The sequence below is a fragment of the Comamonas sp. FUJ_7 genome, assembly GCF_057369555.1.
The window spans coordinates 231,380-253,997 of record NZ_JBXXZI010000001.1 but is presented as its reverse complement, the minus strand read 5'-3'; the positions used below and the strand labels follow the sequence as shown (position 1 = coordinate 253,997).

Below are 22,618 nucleotides of genomic sequence, written 5' to 3'. Positions count from 1 at the left end.
CACTTCCCGTCAGCCCACAGACCTGACCGCTCGGCACGGCACGGCACGGCACGGCACGGTCAGAGTCTCAAGCGGCGGGAGGCACCGCATTCATCTTCAGATACTGCGACTGCAGCATGTACATGCGCAATGCGGTGCGATATGCCCCGTTGGCAAAGAATTCATCCACCAATTCGCCTTCAGGAGTAAAACCCAGCTTGTGGTAAATGTGGACGGCCTTGTCATTGCTCTTGTCCACGTACAGATACACCTTGTACAGGTTCAGCACCTTGAAGCCATAGTCCAGTGCCATTAGCATGGCTGTGGAAGCCAAGCCCCGCCCCTGAAAGCCAGGGTCAATGATGATTTGAATTTCGGCGCGCCGGTGAATCAGATTGATCTCCACCAGCTCCACCAGTCCTACTCTTACCAGCCCGTCTGCCACTACAAAGCGCCGCTCGCTCTGGTCGTGGACATGCTGCTCGTACAGACTGCTGAGCTCATCGAAGGTCTCGAACGGCTCTTCAAACCAGTAGCGCATGACGCTGGCGTTGTTGTTAAGAGAGTGGACGAACCTCAGATCATCGCGCTCTAGCGGGCGCAGTTGCAGCACCTCATTCATAACTTTTCCTTGAAAAAATGCCCTCATCATGCAGCGACTGCGCGACAGCTCAATGCAAAAAGCTCTTCATCACCAGAGCACTTCTCTGATGGCAGCACCTACCTGTGCTTGCCTGATACCGTATCAATCGCCGCTTTTCCTTCAGCAGCCGTGCCCTCGGCGGCCCCCTCATGCGCCGGGCTGCTCTCAGGCTCCTTGGGCAGCGCTCCCCGGGCGACATGGAGCATGTGCAAAGCCAGCGACTCATACAGTGGCCGCGCAATCATGCGCGAGACCATGCTGGCAATCATGGCCGAGGCCATCAGACTCAGCACCAGCGAATGTCCATCGACCATTTCCATGACGATGATGAAAGCCGTCAGCGGTGCCTGGGTCACTGCCGCCAGAAAAGCCGCCATGCCCATGGCAATCAGGGCTGGTGCGATATCTGTTGTGCCGGCAATGCTGGCCACGTTGTTGCCTACGCCGGCGCCAATCGACAGCGATGGCGCAAAAATACCGCCGGGCACGCCCACCCAGGCAGACAGCCAAGTGGCAATGAACTTGAGCGTGACATAGAACTCGGGCACATCGGCCTCGCCTTGCAACATGTGCTTGACCGCCTCAGAGCCCGCTCCGAAGGTAGCCCCGCCGGTGACAACGCCGATGACCGCAATCAGCAAGGCCAGCCCTGCTGCAAAGCGAATGGGAAAGCGTGACTTGAGCTTGTTGAGCCTCTCGGTCGAAGAGGTCAGCGACATGGTCATCAGCTTGGCAAACAGTCCGCCCAGCACGCCACAGGTCAGTGCCACCGTCAGACAGGGCAGCAAGTCTCGCCAGCTGAGCTCAGCCACACGAATACGGCCAAAGTAGCTGAGATTGCCGAAGACGGAAACCCCCATCAGGCCCGCCAGCACAATGGCCGCGATGATGAGGCCACTGGAGCGCGACTCCAGTTTGCGCGACAGCTCCTCAATCGCAAACACCACACCCGCCAATGGCGCGTTGAAAGCCGCGGCAATACCTGCGGCACCACCTGCCACCAGCAAGGCGTGGCTGTTGATGACGGATTTCGGCCCTAGCCAGCGCCGCGCCGAATGCATGACACCCGCAGCGACCTGCACAGAAGGTCCTTCACGCCCTATCGAAAGGCCCGCCAGAAAACCGGCGCTGGACAAGATGATTTTGGCCAATGACAGCCACAAAGACACAAAGCGGCTGCGCAAGCTGGCATCGACCGATGGCTCCAGCGTGGCTATCACCTGGGGAATGCCTGAGCCTGCAGCACCGGGAGCCCATTTGCGCGTGGCCCAGACTGCAGCGGCTGTGATCGCGGGCATCCAGATCAGCACCAGCCAGCCGTGAACGCCTTGGTAGATGCTCTCGAAAAACTCAAATGCTGCATCGGCTAACAGCGTAAAGGCCACCACACTAAGACCTGCTGCTGCCGCATAGGCCAGCACTACCGTACGCTCGAGCCATCGCTGACCGTCGCGCATTTCTTCGTTGAGGTTATGGAAAAAATCGGGCTCTTGCTGCATGAGAAGGGTAGTAAGGGCTGGCGGTCAACCAACCCATTCTGCGCCGCATTCGAAACATTCACATATGCAATTACCACATCCGGCCAAACCCAGCACACAGCCACCTGTGCTGAAGAGGTTCCAAACACATTTCAAAGCGCCAGATACCAGCGCTTGACCGCATCTCCCGCCTGCGCCAGCACGGCGTCGCGCTCCGCCGCATCCAGCTGGCTGCCGGTGAAATAAGCCGTCACCAGCAGCGGCTTGGCTTTAGGCGTTGGCCAGACGATCAGCGTGTCATTGGCCGTGCCGTTCTCGCCGCTGCCGGTCTTGCCGCCCGCTTTCCAGTCTGCAGGCATCCCTGCCCTCAGGCGCTTGTCGCCTGTGCGGCTGGCCATCAACCATTGAAGCAGCAGATTGCGCTCTGCCTCTGGCAGCACAGTGCCTACCAGCAGCTTTTGCAGACTGACCAGCATGGCAGCAGGCGTGGTCGTGTCGCGCTCATCGCCTTTCACAGCCGTATTGAGTTCAGGCTCAAAGCGGTCCAGTCGGGTCTGGTGATCTCCCATCAGGCGCAGCCAAGCCGTCAGCCCTTCTGGGCCACCCGTAGCCTTGAGCAGAAGATTGGCGGCCGTGTTGTCGCTGACCACCACAGCCGCTTCGCACAATTGCTGCAGCGTCATGCCTGCATCGGTATCCGCATGCTTTTCGGTAATCGGCGACCAAGGCACCAGATCGGCTTTACGGTACTGAAATGTGCGATCCAGCGGCAAGCGTCCACGCTGCACTTCATTGAGTGCATGGGCTGCCAGCAAAGTCTTGAAGGTGCTGCATAGGGGAAAGCGTTCCTGACTGCGCCAACCCGCCTGCTGCCCCGTGGCCGTGTCGCGCACAAACAGGCCAAGGCGCCCGCCAGACATGGCTTCCAGCTTGGCCAGTTCACGCGTGGGCAGCATGGTGGCGTGCATGTGCTTTGTGCCGTCCATGGCGCAGCCCGACATGCCCCAGGTGCCCAGCCCCAGTGTGGCGGCAGTTGTCAGCAGGCGGCGTCTTTGCATAAGTTCCTCTTGATGTTGATGTGCAATAAAAAGCAGTCTACGAATGAATTCAACGAGCCACCAGCGACAATAATTGCCATCACTCATTAGATAAACTTATACATAGCCATGCAGCTCCCCCTCAATGCACTGCGTATGTTCGACGCCGCAGCGCGCCATCTGAGCCTGACGCGTGCGGCCGAGGAGCTGCATGTCACCCAGGCCGCCGTCAGCCAGCACATTCGCAATCTGGAAGACCGGCTGGGCAAGCCGCTGTTTCGCCGCCTGCCGCGCGGGCTGGCCCTGACCGACGAGGGCCAGGCCCTGTGGCCTGCGGTGTCGCAAAGCTTTGAGCGCATTGCCCAGTCACTGCAGCAAGTCGCCGCGCCGCGTGCGCGCGAGATTCTGACCGTAGGTGTAGTGGGCACGTTTGCGATTGGTTGGCTGATTCCACGCCTGAGCCAGTTTCAGCAACTGCACAGTCATATCGACCTGCGGCTGCTGACGCACAACAACCGCGTGGATCTGGCGGGCGAAGGGCTGGATGCCGCCATACGCTTTGGCGACGGTGCCTGGCATGGCACAGAGGCGCAGATGCTGCTGCGCGCCCCGCTCTCGCCCATGTGCGCGCCCGCATTGGCGGCGCAACTGCGCGAGCCTGCTGACCTGGCCCGCCACACGCTGCTGCGCTCTTACCGCACGCAGGAATGGGAAGGCTGGTTTGCAGGCCTGAGCCAGCCCACGCCCCTGGCCAGCGGCGCCATGTTTGATTCATCGTTGACGCTGGCCGAAGCCGCCGCCCAGGGCGCAGGCGTGGCCCTGCTGCCCACGCGCATGTTCGGCCACATGCTGCAGCAGGGGCGACTGCTGCGCCCATTTGCGCATGAGGTGGATACAGGGGCCTACTGGCTGACCCACCTGAAATCACGCAACGACAGCGAAGCCTTGCAGATCTTTCGCCAATGGCTGCTGAGCGCGATGCAGGCGGATGCGCAATAGCAGTTAAATCGACTTCAAACCCTTTCTAGTATTGCGCAAGCAGCTATCAAATTTACAAATAGAGCATCCGCACTAAGCCTCATCACACCGCATGGCTTCGCTGCTGCAGTTACAGTAGTAATCCCGTCGGCGCCGCACTTTCAGGCGCTGTTGTTTTTCTTTTTTCACTGCCCTGCCTTGACCGCTGCAACCACCTTGCCCGTTCTGTATTCCTTCCGTCGCTGCCCTTACGCGATTCGCGCCCGTCTGGCGCTGGCGCATGCGGGCCTGGCCTGCGAGCTGCGCGAGATCAATCTGCGCAACAAGCCCCAGGCACTGCTGGATGCATCGCCCAAGGGCACGGTGCCGGTGCTGGTGCTGCAGGACGGCAAAGTGATCGACCAGAGCCTGGAAGTTATGCTGCATGCGCTGCGCAGCAACGACCCCGATGGCTGGCTGCAGCCCACACAAGGCAGCCTGGAAGAGATGCTTGCTCTGATCGAGCGCAATGACAGCTTCTTCAAGCAGGCACTCGACCGCTGCAAATACCCCGAGCGCCATGAAGCCGAGGCCGTGAATCAGGCCCAAGCCGATGCGCTGACCTGGCTATCCGAACTCAACGACCAGCTCGAAGAAACCGGCTACCTGTTCGGCCTGAACCCCAGCCTGGCCGATATGGCACTGCGCCCCTTTGTGCGCCAGTACGCCCGCATTGATGAAGCCCAGTGGAACGAGCAGCCCTGGCCCCATCTGCAGGACTGGCTGCAGCGCTGGATTGACTCTGCCCTGTTTGCCGAAGTCATGGAAACCTATCCGGGCTGGGTGCCTGGAGCTACCGGCCCGACGTTTGTCAGCGAAAGCGACGAGAGCCAATAATTTCATAGCTGTCAGCGCTTTACAGATAAGCGTTACAGGCTGTTTTGAGCATGAAAAAAGCCCCGACAGCTTGCACTGCCAGGGCTTTCTTTTTGAAGGCACTGACTGCGATCAGTAGTAGCCCACCATATTGATAAACCAGCCCTTGGCACGGTAATCGTCCACCTTGGTCAGGTCGCCCTTGAAGTCGGTGAAGTTGTAGCCCACGCCCAGGCGCAGGTTCTTGGTGATGTCACGGTCTACGCCAACCAGCCAGCCGTTCTTGTCACCACCGTCCTTGACGCCCAGCCAGCGATATTCGGCCAGCGCATGCCACTGGTTCATGACTTCGTAGCGCGCCTGAACGGCGGCAAACGTGGTGGCAGAGTCAAACCACTGGCCTGTGCCGCGACCAAAGCGGGCCTTGCCTTCACGGTGGGCCAGTTTCAGGGCCGACTCCCACTTGTGATTCCAGCGGTACACGCCTTCCAGCGACACCACATGCGACTGCTGGTCATAGTAGGCAGCCGAGGTACTGGCCGTGCCATCCCAGCCGACCTGGCCCAGCGAGCTCATGTCATACAGATAGGTGTAGCGGCCAAACACGCCCCAGCGCGAGCTGTCCCAGGGGCGGTAGGCGAAGCCCAGGCTGCTTTCCACCAGCTTGGCACCGGCTTCGGCATGGTTCTTATCCTTGGTTTCGGAGTAGTTGAGCTTGCCTGCGATGCGCCAGCTGTTGTCGACCTTGTGGGTCAGGTAGTTGGTCAGCACCCATTGCGTGCGGTTTTCCGAGCCCGAGTCGCGGCGCCACTCGACCTTGCTGCTCCAGTTGGTGCGCACATTGGTGCGACCGCCATAAAGGCTGATGGCATCGCGGCTGACATTGCCGGTGGTAGCCGTCAGGTCGCCATGCTGCAGCGTGTAGCCCAGACGCCAGTTCTGACCCGGATAGAAATCCATACCAAAGGTATGGGCCAGGCCAGAGCCAGTGCGCGGGTCCTTCAGGTACTGGCTTTCGTTGAAGATATTGGTGCGCTGGCTCAGACGCCAGCGCTGACCCAGCGTGAGTCCGGGGCGCTTGCCGTTGTTGAACAGGCTGTCGTACTGCGTCGTGTCTGTAGAGACCGTATAGGCACCGTAGAAGCTGTGCTCGGGCGTCAGCTTGTACTCGCCCGACATAGTCAGCGCATTGCCACGGCTGCCATGTGTCGCTTCGCCACTAACCGAGGACTGGTTGCCAAACAGATAACGTGCGCCAGCCGTCACCGCATCGTTGTTGCGGTACTTGCCGCCGTCGTTGTCCAGCGTGGCCTGGCCAATCCCGTACAGCTCCAGAGAGGGACTGATGCGCTGGCTATACTTGAGTGCCGCCAATGTGCCAATGCCCTGGCCGCTGTAGCGGTCTTCATCGATGCGGCGCACTTCAGCGGTCAAAGCGCGCTTGTCATCCATGCGCCATTCGGTGGTCAACTGGGTTTGCGTCAATGACTCGCCACCGCGCTCGGCACGGCTGTGCTTGGTGTAGAGGGTCATATCGGGGCTCAGCTCGCCCAGCAGCTCGGTGCCGTATTCGGTAACGTCCTGGCCCAGATAGTCGGTGCGCGCGGTAGATAAACCGGCATCGACCTTGCGCCACCAGGCGCCGGCGCTCCAAGCGCTGTCGGTGATGCCCTGCTCCTGCAGATTGACGCGGGCCTCGACCGCAGTGGCATCGCCCTTGCGCGCCGCAGGAGGATTGAGTCGCGTAAAGCTCAAGCCGCCATTGTCCGAGAAGAACACCGGCACGCTGGTCGATTCGCTCTGGCTGCGCTCCACCTTCAGATAAGTGCCGCGCCCTGCCTGCAGCGTCAGGTCCACACTCTTGAGCTTGTAGTCGTCGCCTTCGTTTTGCTCATCGACGTAGGTGCCGCCCACGGCCACATGCTCGCCAATCCACTGCTTGCCGCGGCCACCCACGGTCATGTTCTTGCGCAGATCACTGGGAGCGTATTCGTAGTCCACCAGCAGGCGCTGCTCGTAGCCGGAAAGCGGCGCATCACGGGTGATGGTATTTGCACTTTCACTGGCAATCTGGGCCAGCGGACGGCGCGTGATGATGCGCCCCTGGTAGGAGTCCACCTCATAGTCCGCACCGCGCACCAGTTGCTGGGTGCTGATGGTGCGCCCCGTGGCACGGTCACGCACTTCCAGCATGACGATGTCCGAGCCGGGCAGGATGTCGGTATGGCGCAGGTAGTAGAGGCTACCGCCCGTGCCCAGCAGCTCGGTATGACCATGAGCGGTATTGCTGTCGGAAGCAAACACGCGCAACTGCGACTTGGCCTCTCCCAGTTTGGTGGTCTCGTTGCTGCGCAGATTCGCGGCAGCACCGTACAGCGAACGCTGGTACTGCGCAAACTCGGTGCCTGTGAGGCCGGTGGCGTAGTTGCCCCACAGGGCCTGGTTTTTGTCCCAATCGGCACGCAGGTACATGCGGCCTTGGGTGTCTACATCCCGCGTGGTGGTGGAGTCATCACCGTAGGTCAGGTAGTACTGATCGGGGTCGAGACGGCGGAAGACGTCACGCGCATAGGTGTCGGTAAAGCCGTTGAAGAGGCTGCCTATGGGACGCTCGGTGGTGTCCGCCTGGGCGGTGATCAGGTATTTCGATTGAAGCTTGGACTTTAGGTAGAAGGCCAGACGCGCATCGGTGAGCAGGTCTTTGTCTCTGCCCTCTTGCACAAACCCCTCGTGCGAGCCGCTGATGCGGTTGCCCTGCAAGGTGACGTCGGCCAGGGCCACGCCAAAGAAGTATTCGCCGGAAACATGGACGCCCAGCTTGCGCTCGACCTTGCCGCCTCGGCCGCCCACGGCCACGTCGAACTCATGCTGGCCCACGGGCATCATGTATTCGGCAACAAACTTGCCTTCCAGATCCACGGGGTAGCTCTGGCCGTTGATGTTCAGGGTCGTGCCTTCGGGGATGTTGCGGCCCTGAACACGGACTCTGGAGCCATAGAACGGGATGTTCTGCAGGCGCAGACCATTGCCGGCAAAGGCGCTGTTGATCAGGCTTTGCTTGAGCGCTTGCTGCACGGACAGCGAACCGTTCATGGATTTTTCCAGGTTGTCACGCAGCAGCGTGTTGGCACGCTGTTCGTCCTGCGGGGTGACGAGCTGGAATTTGCTGGGGTAGGTTTCGTCAAACGGGACGTTGCTGCCGTCTTCCTTAGCCTTACCATAGGCCCGCACGACATAGATGAGTTCGTCACCCACTCGGTAGCGGTAGTCGCTGGACAGCTGACCATCCCACTCCGTCGACACGACGGCACCGACCTTGAGCGGCACGATGGCCACGGGCTTGACCAGATCGGTGTCGCTGCTGCGGTAGACCAGCAGTTCCATGCGCTCGATGAAGGCCGGATAGTTGCTGCGCACGTAGAAGTTGACCGGCTTGGTGATACGACCCATATCGAACGGCACCAGCGTGGGAGCGGAAGCCGTCAGCTCGGCCTGGCCCAGTGTCGGGTCTTCGGTCGCCCAGACCACGCCGCCATCGGGCAGCGAGAAGGAAAAGCGCCCACGCACATCGGCCTTGCCCGGAGCCTTGAGGCCCAGGGAGACACGGCGGTCAGGGGCCAGCTCTTGCGAGCTGGAGTGCTTGTCCTTGCCCTGGGTCACGGGCTTGTCGTAGCTCTCGGACTTAAGGCGGAACAGCATCTGGCCATCTGCATCGCATTGGCCATTTTGTGCTGCAGCGCGATCCACGACTGCGGTAGCAGCTTCTTTTTTAGGAGCAACTGTCTGCGCAGTGCTGCCAGCAACGGTCTCTGCCGTGGTTTCAGCGGCCCAGACTCCTGCCGCCGAACCAGCCATCAAACTCATGATGGTGTAGTCAAGCAATTTCATTTTCATGATCTGAACCTCAGTGAGTCGTGGCTTTCTTATTGGAGCGATGGGCGGAGGCTGGGGCTGCACCCTCTTCTGCCTGGACTTGAAGCTTTTGCTTCAACTCACCGGACAGATGGGGCAGCAGTGCCTCATACACCGCCTTGGCTCGTGCCAGGCCCAGCTTCTGGTTGTAGGCATGGCTGGCTCGCACATCGGTGTGACCGACGATGGAGACAATGCCGCCGCCCTGCCCGTTCAGATAGGCCGCCACTTTTTGCAGCAGCTCCTGGAACTCGGGGCGCACCACGGATTTGTCGGTTTCAAACAGCACGGTACCCAGCACGGCGCCATTGGCGGTGACGCCGCTGACCAGACTGCCTGCATCATTGACCTGACTGCGCACGGTGACCTTGGTGGCTGCCTGCACATCGGCAGGAAGCTGGGCCACGATGGCCTTGCGCACTGCATCAGCACGGCCAAAGGCCACGGCTTCGCTTTCTCCATTGGCGCTGATCAGCAGATCACCGCCGCCGTATTGCTGCACCTTGGCAGCGACCTTGGCGATCACACTGTTCTCGCCCAGATACTGGCTGCGGATCTCGGTGGAGCCTGCGGCAAACAGCACACTGCCCAGTTCGATCTCGGCCGTCTTTTGCTCGGCGGCCATGAACTCGGGGTTGAGCTGCACGCCAAAGTCAAAGCGCACAGGCAGGCCTGGAGTGATACGGCGCAGCAAGGGGTTGCTGGTGGTGAATTCAGCGCCCGCTGGCAGGGTGCTGGGGTCAACCTTCAGGATGAAGTGTCGGCCACGCTCCCAGCGACCACCATTGACGCCGACCAGGTGGTAGCGACCGAAGGGGTCGGTTTCCATCAGCAGGCCTTCGACCGAGGCAATACGCACGCCGGGAATACCGCGTTCGTCAATGCCGGTGCTCTTGATGATGTAGTCCACACCATAGCCGTCAGCGGTCTGGCTGATCTTGCGCTCGACTTCGATGGCTGCGGCATTGCGACCAGCAGCGGCTTCACCCGTCTTCTCGATCTGGGTCTGACCGGCAGCGTTCATGCGCACGGTGATGCCCTGATCGTTAGTCAGCACAAAGTCGTCGGTGAAGTCCAGGCTCTTGAGCTTCTGGTGGATGACCATGGTGTGCTTGGCAACCGGGTCGGCTTCGGACTGGCGAGCGGTGATGCTGCCCAGATCCAGGCCATGCAGCAGCGGCGAGCTGGCGTCCGCCTGCGGCTGTGCGCCGTCACCCTTGTCCACGGTGGTGGAGTTGGCGATGTAAGCCGCAGGTGCAAAGCCGCCCTGGGCCTTGAGGCCAGTCAGCTTGGCGCTGTCTTGCCAGCCGTCACGGTCTCGGTCGTCAAACACGGTGCCGAAGATCAGAGAATCATCCAGCAGCGGATCGCTTACCAGCTCCACCGAAGCGGTTGCCTGGTTGGAGATGCTGTCACCCACGTTGTTGCGGGCAAAGGCGGTGTTGACATGGTTGCCCGGACGCACGCCGGCGCCCACACGCATCATGTAAGTGATGGTGCCAGTCTGGTTCACATCCAGCGTCACGCCGCTGAACTGCACGGGGCGCACGCCCGATGCGGTCACGGCCGAGCCCAGGCCCACGGCGCTCATAGAGCCGTCAACAAAGGTAAAGCCGTTGGCTGCCGTATCGACCACATTGGCATTGACGACCTTGACGGCGCCCACGTTCTGAATCTGCAAGCTGTAGCGCACCAGATCGCCGATCTTGGCGGTACGCACGGCAGCGGTCTTGACGATGCGCAGCAGCGATTCGTCAGGCTTGACGGTGACCTTGATCACGGCGTCATCGCAGTTGTTCGGATTGAGCTTCTCGCAGATGCGGTAGTTGATGGTGTAGTCGCCAGCCGGCGTGCCCGAGGGCACGGTCACCTTGCCTGTCACCACATCCAGCACGGGCACACGGGGATCTCCACCAATGGGCTGGGCCGGTGTAGTCACCTTGCCGGTGATGAGATCGGGCGTGAACGGCGTGCCGTCCAGCGTGTCGTTCTCCGAATAGGCATTGCCCACTTCCTGATCACCCGAGCCACGGTTGCCCGTGTAGCTGTCGTCCTTGGCGTCGATGGGCGAAGCCGTCACCTTGACGGTGATGGTGGCCGTATCGCAGACCGTAGGGGCCAGCTTGTCGCAGATCTGGTAGACGATGGAGTAGTCACCCGCAGGCGTGCCTGCAGGCACGGAGACGATGCCGGTTGCCACATCCAGCACGGGCACGGAGCCGCCGTTGATGGGCGTGGCGGGGGTCATGACCTTGCCAGTGATCTTGGAGGGGTCAACGGGCTCGCCGTTCAAACTGTCATTGGCATAGGCATTACCAGCATTGCTGGAACCTGTATTGCTCTTGACGGGAGGCAGTGGATCATCGACGGCATCAATTTTTCGCTCTACCTCGGTCGTCACTGAACAATTGCCGCTGCAAACAGGCGTATAGCCATCATCACTGGGCACCCCTTCAACCTTGTTGTTCACCTGCATCAGCGCAGCCGCAGTGACGCGGGCATCGTAGGTGACGGTGTAGGTGCCGGGCACCGTGCCCTTGGGCAAGGTCAGCACCAGAGACGAACCATTGATGGAGTAGCTGAAGCCTGGGGCCGAAGTCACAGCCACAAACTCAAGGCCCTGACTCAGGTTGTCCACCATGCTGGAGACGGCTTCGGTCAGCGACGCATTGCTCACCGTTGCAGTCAGCGTATAGGGAATGGTCTCCCCAACCTTTGCGCTGGTGGCTGCCGAAGTCTTGGTGAAGGTCACCACAGGCTTGGCAACAGGAGTTTCCGTTGCGCAGTTGATGGCGCAGCTGGGGTTGTCCGAGCCCGTGCCAATCACGGAGTTCACTACCATGCCCGAAGCCTCTGTAGTGGCCTTGGCCGTATAGGTGAAGGTATAGGTCTGCTTGCTGCCATCTGCCATCGGTGCCTGACCAGCAGGAACCGTGATCTTGAGCACCTGACTACCTGCGGTCGGCTCAGTCACAACCCATCCGGCCGGGACCGTATTGGTTTTGACAAAGCTCAGGCCCTTGCCCAGCGTGTCCTGCAGCAGGATTTCATCGGTGGTAGGTGCATCCCAGACATTCAGCGTGAGGGTGTAGACCAGTTCCTTGTCCACCGCAATCGGCGAGACACTGGGAGCCACGGACTTGCCGTAGCTGACCTTGGAAGTGATGTAGGGGGTTGCAGTGCTGCAGCTGGCTCCTGCCTCACACACCGCAGTACCGCCACCGCCGCTGCCCAGAACCGCATTGGTCAGCGGACTCACAGCCCCAGCAACCACCTTGACCTTGTACTTCACGCGATAGGTGCCCGGCACTTTGCCTGCAGACAAGGTCAATGTCAGCGGACCTGCAGCACTGCCAGCAATCTGAAGATCACCGGCGGCACTGCCCGCCACATATTCAAGGCCTTTGCCCAGAGTATCGGTTAGCACCACATCAGAAGTGGTCTGTGCGTCAGACACCTTGACCAGGACCTGATACTCAATCTCGTCGTTGAGCTGAGCCTTCACTGCCGTGGTGGTCTTTGAGTACTCCACCTTGGGTGCACTCATCACGTGACCCGTGTTGCAGGCGGCCGAGCAGCTTGGCAGCGAACCCGCAGGTGGCGTACCGCCCGTGGGATTGTCTGCGGTGACCACATTGCTCAGGTCAGCGCTCTTGGCGCCTGCCAACACTTCTGCGGTGTAGCTCACCACATAGGTGCCGGGCACTGCGCCCGCTGGCAAGGTAAAGGTCTGCGCGGAGCCTTGAGAGCCCTGCACGAAGCCGGTGTTGGAAACCACCACACCGAACTTGAGACCCGCGCCCAGCGTATCGCGCAGCACCACCGCATCGGTAGTCTGCGAACGCTGCACCACGACACTCAGGGTGTAGGTAATGTTCTGCCCTACCTTGACTTGCGCATTCGAGCCGGGGTTGGAGGTCTTGCTGTAAGTCACCACCGGCGCTTCCAGCGAGTGGGTGGTCGAGCAGGTCACACACGAAGGTGCGGGTGCATTGGGGTCAGTCGGATCACCACCGCCCGCAGGTACGACCTTGTTCTCGACCTTGGAAACCGCGCTGGCCGTCACTTTGGCACGGTAGCTGACTGCGTATGTTCCGGGCTTGGCTCCTGCAGCCAGAGTGAAGCTGCGATTGGAGCCACTGCCCCCTTCCACAAAACCAGCTGCATTGATGCTAATGCCTTGGTATTCAAGGCCTGCTCCCAGCGTGTCCGTCAGGACGACAGGCGACAAGGTCGCTGCGTCCGCCACTGTCACCTGCAAGGTGTAAGTAATGAGATCATCGACCTTGACCTTGGACTGATCTGCTGGCGATGCCAGTTTGCTGACAGCGATAGCTGGCTTTTTGACCGTCACGCTGACAGAAGAGCAATAGTCCGCCTGCTGACAAGCTCCCGGGCTAGGTGGCTCGCCACTGTTAGCGGGGTCATTGCCGCCACCCACGCTTGCGTAGTTGGTAACAGCAGTCTGCAAAGCAGCTGCGGACAAAACATTCACTGGCAGTTGAATGTCAGAGCTTCCGCCCGAGGCAGCCAGGTAATTGCCGCTATTGCTGACGCAGCTCACCAACTGACCGGAATAGGTACAGCTCCAGTTATTGGCGAGCAGCGTACCTGTCCACTTTGGCGTGATGCCATTGGGCAGCAGATCAAGAACCTTGATGGGTTTCTCGACAACAGATGGGCCTGTTGCAACAGTGCCCGTATTGGTCACAGTCAGCGTATAGGATGCATTGCTCTGCCCGATCACCCATTGGGATGCACTCGCGCGCTTGACGATGTTGAGCTTGGGAGACTCGATGATGATCTGGTGGTCCTCAACCTCTCCATCTTCCGCAATGCCTGTGGCATCCATATTGCGGGTCAAATCCGAATAGCGCAGGCGCACATAGGTCTTGCCAGCCTTCAGATCCTTGGGTAGCGTCCAGTTCAAAAGAGCCTGTCCACCACTGCAGATCGCAGTCGCCTTTTCGTCGCTGTCGAAACGACCATTGACGTTCATATCAATCCAGGCCGACACCTCGCCATTGCCACGGCAGGCAATGGGAATATTGGCCAAGGTTGCGCCAGCTTTAAGCACACTGATAGTCTTGTACTGCACAGGCCATGCATCTTCCTCCTTGCCTGCCGCCGCCAGCAAGCCACCGGAGTCGTCACCCGTTGCGCCGTCGCTATACGTGCTATTGGGTTCGGAATCAGGCCCTGAAGAACCCAGGTATTTCTGAGCTGGAGCCAGAAAGTCTGCCAGCTTGAATCCGGCCACATTGATATTTACCGCTGAGCCCGATGTACCAACACCATCATTGCTGAAGTTGATGTCGTCGATCAGATGCATGGCGTCGCCATAGGACTGGGGAGCATCGCCAAAGTCAGCAAACGGAACCACCAGACCAATGGCAATTGCGGTTTTGCCCTGCCCCTTCACGCCAAAGCTCATTTTCTGAGTACGCTTGGGTTGGGAGAATTTGAGGAAAGTGACAGCTGTTCTGCCGCCGTTACCCGAGTTACTGCTGGGTGTGTCGATCTGGATGCTGTTATTGCCCGTCAGGCTATTGCTACGAGTAATGCGATATTCCCCAGCAGCTGGGTTGGTCAGGCTGTCGATCAGATACCACTGACCTTCTGCGCTGGAGCGAATGTTCTCGTTGCCTGTCATCGACTCTGCGTCCGCAATGACAAAGCCACGCAGATTCAGATCTTTTCCGCCCACCTTGGAGTTGCACTCGACGTCAAAATCAATGTTCTTGGCGTTCTCGGAAATGATGCCGGAGACAAGCTGATTCTTGCTGCCTTCACCGCCAATGTTGTAGAGCACATCCAGCCGGTCGCCCTCATTGCCGCCCGAGCCTTTCCAGCCACCAGGGGTGTAACTGGTTAGCAAGCCGCCGCTGATCGAGGTGATATTGCAGGAAACATCGAGAATCACGCCCTGCGCAACCGCCAGACTTGCACTGGTGCTTGCGCCAGCATTCAGTCTGACGCCATTCTTGCCATAAGGGCTGGCCGGGTCGCCCCAGGTCAGCCAGAGAATTTCATTCTTGTACTTGCCACTACCGCCTGTGGCATAGGCAGCAGCCAGAACGGCCTGTGGCAGCCACAGCATCTGCAGCGCCAGCAGGATGCGCGCCAGCCAGTTGAACAGCTTCAATCGCCCCATAAGTCCAGTTACCCAAAGTCAAACTGGCGCGATTGTGGATCTAACAATTACACGACATAAATATACAAATAGATACTTTCTGTTTGTAAAAAGAATTCATTGACATGTAAAAAATATTGTAATCCCAACCCTCTCGTCAATGTAGGTGCTGTCTTACGTAAGTTTCAATACCCTTAGAAAGAACAAAAAATGGAAAAATTGTGGAGATGAGCCTTACTTGTCTTCATCTGTTGAAAAAAAACAACTCTCAGAAATTGTAAAAATTCTTTAACGTACTAGCAACTGACGCACAGAACATCTCACAAGGCTTCAAACATATCGTGCTGAAACAATAAAAAAGCGCCCGAAGGCGCTTGGATTTTTTGCTTAGTGCTATCAAAAACGAATCTTTTGTCCTTTGACCTGCAAAGTGAGCAACATCACAAAAAACGCCACGAAGCAAACAAACGACCAGTTGGCGATGGAGCCACCCAGAAAGGACCAGTCAACCGCTGCGCAGTCGCCCGAGCCCTGGAAGATCATGGGGATGGAGCGGCTGAAGGAGTAGTGCTCGATCATTCCGTAAAAATCGCGGCCGCAGGTGGCGAACTCCGGGGGATACCACTGCAGCCAACTCTGACGAGCCGCCACAAACGCACCAAAGCCACTTGCCAGCAGCGCTAGAACGCTCCAGCTCATCCACCAGCCTTTTTGGGCTCTAATGCTTGCCAGACCTGTGAAGATAGCTACCAAAATCAGTGCATAACGCTGCACGATACACATTGGGCATGGTTCCAGCCCCACCCCATGCTGCAGGTACAGACCAAAAGCCAGCATGGCCACGCAAGCAGCGCAAATCAGCGCCAGGATGCGCCGCGGCGCGGTTTCAAACCATTGAAGCATCAATATTCTTTCTGCGAAATTAGCCAAATATGCCAGGACCAAGGATAGCGCCTGAACTTAGGTCGAGCGCACATCGTGCGCGAGACAGCGGCAAGAGCTGTTTCTGTGCAAGGCTATCGCCCCCACTCCTAGCGCGAAGCGCATTGAGAGGAAAGACGCCACAGGGAAACCTCCCCTACCGCATGCACCGCCCCTTTCGCACGAGATGACGAGCAAAGGCCGCCCTGCGGCGAAGTCGTCGTCCCCCTCAGGGGGAAGGTGCGATAGCGCCTCAGGGGGAGTCAAATCCCTGCTGCCTCGTCCAGAAACACCTTGGCGCGGCGTGGTGTGACCACCAGGGTTTCACCTTCGCGCAGGCCCATTTCCTTGAACTGCTGGGCAGGAATCTGGGCTTCGATCAGCCCCTCATCTCCTGCATCACCAGCGCTTGGTGTTGTCTCGGATGGAATAAGTTCCAGCCTGGCGATGGGGCCAACCACAATCGCTCGCGACAACTGGGCCACGATGCCTGTGGGACGACCCTGGGCATCCAGATTCTGGCCGGGTGAATAGCGCTCCACCTCTAGATCATGGGGGCGCACATAGGCAAAAGCCTGGCTATTGTTGGCACCGCGTGCATCCGTGCTGTCCAGCTGCATGCCTTCGTCCAGATAGACGCGGCCATCGCTAGCGCGGCCCTTGAACAGGTTGACATCGCCCAGGAAGCCATAGACAAAAGGCGTGGCCGGGTTGTCCCAGACTTCCTGCGGCGTGCCTTCCTGCTCGATCTTGCCCTGATTGATGACGACCACGCGGTCGGCCACTTCCAGCGCTTCTTCCTGGTCATGGGTCACAAAGATGGAAGTCACATGCAACTCGTCGTGCAGCTGACGCAGCCATCTTCTGAGCTCTTTTCTCACCTTGGCGTCCAGCGCGCCAAAGGGCTCGTCCAGCAGCAGCACCTTGGGCTCCACGGCCAGAGCGCGGGCCAGCGCAATACGCTGACGCTGACCGCCCGACAGTTGCGAGGGGAAACGATCAGCAATCCAGTCCAGCTGCACCAGCTTGAGCAGCTTCATAACCTTTTCCTTGATCACGGCCTCGCTGGGGCGCTCCTTGCGCGGCTTGACGCGCAGGCCGAACGCCACGTTCTCGAACACGGTCATGTGGCGAAACAGCGCATAGTGCTGGAACACAAAGCCCACGTTGCGGTCGCGCACATGGACGTCGGTCGTGTCTTCACCGCTGAAATGGATGGTGCCAACATCGGCCGTTTCCAGGCCCGCGATGATGCGCAGCAAGGTGGTCTTGCCGCAGCCCGATGGGCCGAGCAAGGCGATCAGCTCGCCCGATTTGATATCGAGGCTGACATCGCGCAGGGCCTGAAAATCGCCGAACTGCTTGCTGACGTTACGGATTTCGATACTCATGATGAATCTCTTGTTCTGATCGAGGCCGCTCAGGCTGCCTTGACGGTTTTACTCGGTTGGATGCTGATCTGGCCAGGGCGCTCAGGCGGCGCCTCGGCAGCGGCCTTGGCCAGTTGCTCGGCACGCCATTCGGCAATCGATTTGATGACAAGGGTCACCAGCGCCAGCAAGGCCAGCAGTGAGGCCACGGCAAAGGCGGCTGCGCCCTGGTAGTCGCCATACAGCACTTCAACGTGCAGCGGCATGGTGTTGGTCTGGCCGCGGATATGGCCCGAGACCACGGACACCGCGCCAAACTCCCCCATGGCACGGGCGTTACACAAAATCACGCCGTAGACCAGACCCCACTTGATATTGGGCAGGGTCACATTCCAGAAGGTCTGCCAGCCGCTCGCCCCCAGCACCACGGCGGCCTGCTCTTCATCGCTGCCCTGCGCCTGCATCAGCGGGATCAGTTCACGCGCGATGAAGGGGAAGGTCACAAAGATGGTGGCCAGCACAATGCCGGGCACGGCAAAGATGATCTGGATCTTGTTGGCCGCCAGCCATGGGCCCAGCCAGCCGTTGGCACCGAACACCAGCACATACATCAGACCCGCCACCACGGGCGAGATGGAGAACGGCAGATCGATCAGCGTGGTTAGAAAAGCCTTGCCCTTGAACTCGTACTTGGCGATGCACCAGGCGGCGGCCACGCCGAACACCAGATTCAGCGGCACGCAGATCAGCGCGGTGATGAAGGTCAGCTTGATCGAGGAGATGGCATCGGGCTCGGCCAGCGCAGCGAAATAAGCATCCCAGCCCTTGCGCAGGGCTTCGCCAAACACCGACAGTAGCGGCAGGATCAGGAAGATCAGCATGAACAGCAGACCCACCGTGGTCAGCACCCAGCGCACCCAGCGTGGCTCGGTGGTGGTCATCTTGCCCAGCTTGGTGCTCTGGGGCGGGGCCGTGATCTTGTAGAGCAGCACCAGCGCAATCAGCGCCAGCACCACACCGGTGAGCAAATGCGCCCAGATGGGCAGCATATTGGGAAACAACGCCTGAACGGCTTCATGAATCTTGGACATCAACGGCCTCCCTGAGCCTTGCGTTGCCAGGCCTGCAGTGCATTGATGAACAGCAGCAGCACAAAAGAAATCACCAGCATCACAACAGCCACGGCAGTGGCGCCAGCCAGATCATGCTGGTCGAGCTTGCCCATGATGATCAGCGGCGTGATCTGGGACTCCATGGGAATATTGCCGGCAATGAAGATGACCGAGCCGTACTCCCCCACCGCACGGGCAAACGCCATGGCAAAACCTGTCAGCAAGGCCGGGGCGATATGCGGCAGGATGACCTTGTAGAAAATCTGCCAGCGCGACGCGCCCAAGCTGGTCGCAGCTTCTTCCAGCTCTTTCTCGAAATCTTCCAGCACGGGCTGCACGGTACGCACCACAAACGGCAGACCGATAAAAATCAGCGCAATTGCAATGCCGTTGGCGTTATAGGCCATCGAAATGCCCAGCGACTCGAAGTACTGACCAATCCAGCCATTGCCCGCATACAGCGCCGACAGCGAGATACCCGCCACGGCTGTGGGCAGCGCAAAGGGCAAGTCCACCAGCGCGTCCACGATCTTTTTGCCGGGGAAGGAATAGCGCACCAGAATCCAGGCGATCAGCAGCCCGAACACCGCGTTCACACAGGCCGCCACAAACGACATGAAGAACGACAGCTTGTACGAAGCCACCACGGGCGGCGCTGCCACGGCCTCCCAGAACTGGGCCCAGGTCATGGTGAAGCTGGCGGACATCAGCGCCACCAGCGGAATGAGCACGATGATGCTCAGATAAAAAATCGTATAGCCCAGTGTCAGCCCGAAACCAGGCAGCACTCGCTTGACGCCGCGCGCCTTGCGCGGGGCTGGGACAGCAGATGACATATTCAAAAGCGACTCACAAGGAGTTATTGGGTGCCCTTCTCGCCCACTGCATATAAACAGACGCGCCCCACACCAGGGACGCCAAGCAAGGGCCGCCCGGCAGCGAAGGCGTCGTCCCCTCCCGTAGCGCAAAGCGCGTAAAGAGAGGGGGAAGCAGCGCAGCGGCTCAGGGAGTGTTACTTGTACAGCTTGTCGAATTGACCGCCGTCATTGAAGTGCACCTTCTGAGCTTCGGTGAGCGAGCCGAAGTACTTGGCCACGGTGAACTGCTTGATGGGCTTGAACTGGTCGGCATGCTTCTTCAGGATCGCTTCAGAGCGGGGGCGGATCGCGTGCTTGGCCGCAATTTCCTGGGCTTCGTCGGAATACAGGTACTGCAGATAGTCGGTGGCCAACTGAGTGGTGCCCTTCTTGGCCACGGTGCGCTCGACCACTGCCACAGGGTTCTCGGCCACGATGCTCACCGATGGGTACACAGCATCGACCTTGCCCTTGCCAAACTCGCGGTCCACGGACACGACTTCGGATTCAAAGGTAATCAGCACATCACCGATATTGCGCTGCAGGAAGATGCTGGTCGCATCGCGGCCACCCTTGCCCAGCACAGGAACGTTCTTGTAGAGCTTTTGCACGAACTCGGCGGCTTGTGCATCGGTGCCACCCTTTTCACGCACCGAGCCCCAGGCCGCCAGATAGGCGTAGCGGCCATTGCCACCGGTCTTGGGGTTGACCACCACCACCTTCACATCGGGGCGGGTCAGGTCGGACCAGTCCTTGATGTTCTTGGGATTGCCATTGCGCACCAGGAACAGCATGGTCGAGGTCGTGGGCGATGCATCGTGCGCAAACTTCTTGTTCCAGTCCTTGGCAACCACACCGTTCTGGGCCAGGAAGTCCACATCGGTGGTTGTGTTGAAGGTCACCACATCGGCCGCCAGACCGTCATTGACCGCGCGCGCCTGGGCGCTGGAGCCGCCGTGCGACTGGTCCACCTTGATGTCAACGCCCTTGGTCTTCTTGTAATGGGCAATGAAAGCCGCGTTGTAGTCCTTGTAGAACTCGCGGGCCACGTCATAGGAAACATTGAGCAACTGGGTCTGAGCAGAGGCAGCGCCTGCTGCTGCCAGTGCGATGGATGCCAACAATGTCTTGAGCTTCACGGAATGCATGGTTCGCTGCCTTTTCTTGAGCAATGTGTAACGGTGCAGGCATTGTGCGAACTTGTCTTTAAAACTCAAAAGAATATATTCTTCTTTGTTTTCTCGAAAAAAGCATATAGAAGCTCAGCCGGGCAATGGCTCAGTGACTTGCGTCACCAACAGCCAGTAGCTGTAGCCTTTCAAGCTGCAGCCTTGCAATAGAGAGAGCTTGAGACAGCTGACAAAGTACAAAGCCGCGCCCATGCAAGAGAAATATAGTGAAAATAGCTGCAAACGCTTTCTGGGAAAGCGCTTGCAGCTATCAAATTAAATTCATTCAAAAGGCTTGATGCTCAAGCAACCAAGGCTGGCTCACCTGCAGCCTGAGCGCCAGAGCTCGCATATCCTGCCAGCCATGCCTGCTCATCCATCAAGGATTGCAGCAGTGCCAGACCCAGTGGCCAGGCCCCAAAGCCTGACTCCACATTGATATGGCCGGCATTTTGCAGCCGTACCAGCTCACTGCCCCAGGCCCTGGCATAGGCTCCTGCACGGCGGATGGGACAAAACGGGTCGTTGCTGCTGGCCACCAGAACACTTCGATAAGGAAGCTGTGCATAGGGCACGGGGGCAAAGTCCGCCAACTGCGCTCGCCGCTCCGGGTCGGCCGGAGCCACCAGCAAAGCGCCACGAACGCGAGAGGCTGCCTCCGCCCCCAGATGCACGGTAGCAATGCAGCCCAGACTGTGGGCCACAACAATGGCCGGGCGCTTATCCGAAAGCAGCAGCGCCTCCAGCTCCCCCACCCAGGCATCGCGATGCGGTACCAGCCAGTCTTGCTGCTGCACACGCACCGCCCCCGGGAGTTGCTCTGCCCAAAGAGATTGCCAATGGCCTGGCCCTGAGTTGCGCCAGCCTGGCACGATCACGATACGAAATGGGGATGTCATGCGCCGTCTCCTGCGACCGAGAGCGACTCAAAACCCGAACAAGGCTTTGCCGCTGGCGATCAGATAACAAGGCGGCCATTGTGGGCAGAGCCTGCGTAAATCCCAACCAATGATTTGTTCTTACCTTATGGGCAGAAGCTAATACAGAAAGAGAACCTACAGGACAGCCTTGTGCAGCCACCTCAGCCTTGCACAGGCGCAGAGATGGGGCTTCCGGGCATGCGCTCACCCAGAAAATCCAGAAAATGCCGCACCGCAGGAGCCAGCCCACGCCGGGACGGGAACACCGCATGAAGAATGCCCAGCGGGGGCCCCCATTGGGGCAGCAAGTGCACCAGAGTTCCACGCGTCAATTCCTCCTGACACATGTAATCCGGCAACCAACACATCCCGGTACCCGCCAGCGCCGCAAACTTCAGCGTCAGCAAGTCATCCACGACATAACGTGGCTGTAGCTGCAGCCTGTGCTCCTTGCCCTCCGGGCCTACCAGCAGCAGGCTGTAATGCCCATCCACAGCCGTCATGGCCATGCTGTCGAGCAGTTGCAGATCTTCCAAAGTGCGCGGCGTTCCCTGGCGCTGCAGCAGATCGGGGCTGGCCACGAGAATCTGGCGTGAGGTATCAAGCCGCTTGACCACCATGGAGCCGCTGTCGTCCAGATTGGCGCGCACACGCAGCGCCACATCAATGCCCTCTTCCACCAGATTGACGGCACGATTGGTGACCTGCATCTCCACCTGCACCAAGGGGCAGCGCTGCAGAAATTCGGGCATCAACTCACCCAGCACCGTCTGAGCCAGAGTCACCGGGCAGGTCACGCGAATGGTGCCGCGCGGCTCGGTCTGCACCTCGGCCACCGCATCGGACGCCGCCAGGGCCGCATCGCGCATGGCTTGTCCATGGCGCAAAAAAGTTTCGCCGACCTGGGTCAATGACAGCTTGCGGGTGGTGCGCTGCAGCAGGCGCACGCCTAAATGCCCTTCCAGCTCGGCGACACGGCGTGACAGGCGCGACTTGGGAATACCCAAGGCCCGGCCGGCAGCGGCAAAGCCACCGCGCTCGACCACCTCGACGAAATACAGCATGTCATTGAGATCCACCATGCACACTTCCTTGGACTCGATTGATTTGATATTTGGAACGATCTATCGCATTTTTGCAGACTTATCGAGAGCTTGAGTCGAATTTACAATCTATTCCATCGCGTTTCAGACCCAATCCCCGGCAGGCCACGGCTCGCCACCGGCAAGGCTCAAGAAATGTGTTCCAACAACC

Annotated in this window: 14 protein-coding genes; 2 read left to right on the top strand and 12 right to left on the bottom strand. The window is 59.3% G+C overall.

Features of this window, described 5'->3' with window-relative positions; translation table 11 throughout:
* Positions 1–67: 67 nt before the first annotated feature.
* The 3 genes from speG to bla form a co-directional block, all read right to left on the bottom strand.
* The gene (gene speG / locus AC2I9W_RS01210; protein WP_486408262.1) at positions 68–601 is read right to left on the bottom strand and encodes a spermidine N1-acetyltransferase; all 534 of its coding nucleotides are present in this window, start codon (positions 599–601) and stop codon (positions 68–70) included.
* A 98-nt stretch (positions 602–699) separates the two neighbouring features.
* Positions 700–2,121, bottom strand: a complete 1,422-nt coding sequence (locus tag AC2I9W_RS01205; protein WP_486408261.1) for a chloride channel protein — start codon at positions 2,119–2,121, stop codon at positions 700–702.
* Positions 2,122–2,252: 131 nt separating this feature from the next.
* Positions 2,253–3,158 carry a class A beta-lactamase gene (bla, locus tag AC2I9W_RS01200; protein ID WP_486408260.1) on the bottom strand — a complete coding sequence of 302 codons (906 nt, stop codon included), beginning with the start codon at positions 3,156–3,158 and terminating at the stop codon, positions 2,253–2,255.
* Positions 3,159–3,266: 108 nt separating this feature from the next.
* Between bla and AC2I9W_RS01195 the strand changes: the two genes are divergently transcribed.
* Together AC2I9W_RS01195 and AC2I9W_RS01190 are read left to right on the top strand one after the other, a co-directional pair.
* Complete coding sequence (locus AC2I9W_RS01195) at positions 3,267–4,136, top strand: LysR family transcriptional regulator (protein ID WP_486408259.1); 870 nt, start codon at positions 3,267–3,269, stop codon at positions 4,134–4,136.
* Positions 4,137–4,313: 177 nt separating this feature from the next.
* Positions 4,314–4,991, top strand: a complete 678-nt coding sequence (locus AC2I9W_RS01190) for a glutathione S-transferase (protein WP_486408258.1) — start codon at positions 4,314–4,316, stop codon at positions 4,989–4,991.
* A gap of 111 nt (positions 4,992–5,102) precedes the next feature.
* Here AC2I9W_RS01190 and AC2I9W_RS01185 read toward each other — a convergent pair whose 3' ends face one another.
* From AC2I9W_RS01185 to AC2I9W_RS01145, 9 genes are all read right to left on the bottom strand, one after another.
* Positions 5,103–8,864 (bottom strand): hypothetical protein, encoded by a 3,762-nt coding sequence (locus AC2I9W_RS01185; protein WP_486408257.1) that lies wholly within the window; start codon positions 8,862–8,864, stop codon positions 5,103–5,105.
* A gap of 10 nt (positions 8,865–8,874) precedes the next feature.
* Positions 8,875–15,036 (bottom strand): CshA/CshB family fibrillar adhesin-related protein, encoded by a 6,162-nt coding sequence (locus tag AC2I9W_RS01180; protein WP_486408256.1) that lies wholly within the window; start codon positions 15,034–15,036, stop codon positions 8,875–8,877.
* 375 nt (positions 15,037–15,411) lie between these two features.
* A complete protein-coding gene (locus AC2I9W_RS01175; protein ID WP_486408255.1) occupies positions 15,412–15,918 on the bottom strand; it encodes a disulfide bond formation protein B in 507 nt (168 codons plus the stop codon).
* Positions 15,919–16,199: 281 nt separating this feature from the next.
* Positions 16,200–17,327, bottom strand: coding sequence for a sulfate/molybdate ABC transporter ATP-binding protein (locus tag AC2I9W_RS01170; RefSeq protein ID WP_486408254.1), 1,128 nt, complete (start codon positions 17,325–17,327; stop codon positions 16,200–16,202).
* Between the two features lie 29 nt (positions 17,328–17,356).
* Entirely contained in the window at positions 17,357–18,397 is a 1,041-nt protein-coding gene (cysW, locus tag AC2I9W_RS01165) for a sulfate ABC transporter permease subunit CysW (RefSeq protein WP_486408253.1), read from the bottom strand.
* Entirely contained in the window at positions 18,397–19,254 is an 858-nt protein-coding gene (cysT, locus tag AC2I9W_RS01160) for a sulfate ABC transporter permease subunit CysT (RefSeq protein ID WP_486408252.1), read from the bottom strand. The genes cysW and cysT overlap by 1 nt, the downstream gene beginning before the upstream one ends.
* A gap of 176 nt (positions 19,255–19,430) precedes the next feature.
* Entirely contained in the window at positions 19,431–20,423 is a 993-nt protein-coding gene (locus AC2I9W_RS01155) for a sulfate ABC transporter substrate-binding protein (protein WP_486408251.1), read from the bottom strand.
* Between the two features lie 323 nt (positions 20,424–20,746).
* Positions 20,747–21,343: an RBBP9/YdeN family alpha/beta hydrolase gene (locus AC2I9W_RS01150; RefSeq protein ID WP_486408250.1), complete on the bottom strand. Its 597-nt coding sequence runs from the start codon at positions 21,341–21,343 to the stop codon at positions 20,747–20,749.
* Between the two features lie 182 nt (positions 21,344–21,525).
* On the bottom strand, positions 21,526–22,446 hold the full coding sequence (locus tag AC2I9W_RS01145; RefSeq protein ID WP_486408249.1) for a LysR family transcriptional regulator: 921 nt from the start codon (positions 22,444–22,446) through the stop codon (positions 21,526–21,528).
* Positions 22,447–22,618 lie beyond the last annotated feature (172 nt).